We start from the raw sequence: 357 nt of genomic DNA on the forward strand, positions 1-357 counted from the left end.
ACCTGGCTGTGCCGCCACGGCCCCATCACCAGGTAGTTCTTGTCGTTGCCCTTGTCCTTGGACTCCACGGCTTCGTAGCTGTGGATCGCGCCCCACATGTCTTCCTGGTCCCACAGGCCCTGCAGCCACATGGTGGGGACCTTCAACGGCTGCTTCGCCATTTCCTTGTCGAGCGCCTGCCCCTGCCAGTAGGCGTCATACGACGGATGCTCGCTGAGCTTGCGCCAGTAAGGCAGCTGGTCGAGGCCGGCGGCCTTTGCATAGTCGCCCGCCGAACCGGCCTTCAGGAAATTCGTGTAGTCGTCGTAACCGGCGCGCGTGATCTCCTCGCCCTTGCCACGCTTGGCGTTCTGGCCG

The 357-nt window shown here is 63.9% G+C and carries 1 protein-coding gene; it reads right to left on the minus strand.

Annotated elements, in window-relative coordinates; all coding sequences use genetic code 11:
• On the minus strand, positions 1–357 hold a 357-nt coding region (locus tag CBX98_RS25665), incomplete at both ends, for a CocE/NonD family hydrolase (protein WP_197710255.1).

Origin of the sequence: Vibrio sp. T9 (assembly GCF_003123985.1) — a bacterium.
In the GTDB taxonomy this organism is placed as follows: Bacteria; Pseudomonadota; Gammaproteobacteria; order Enterobacterales; family Vibrionaceae; genus Vibrio; species Vibrio diabolicus.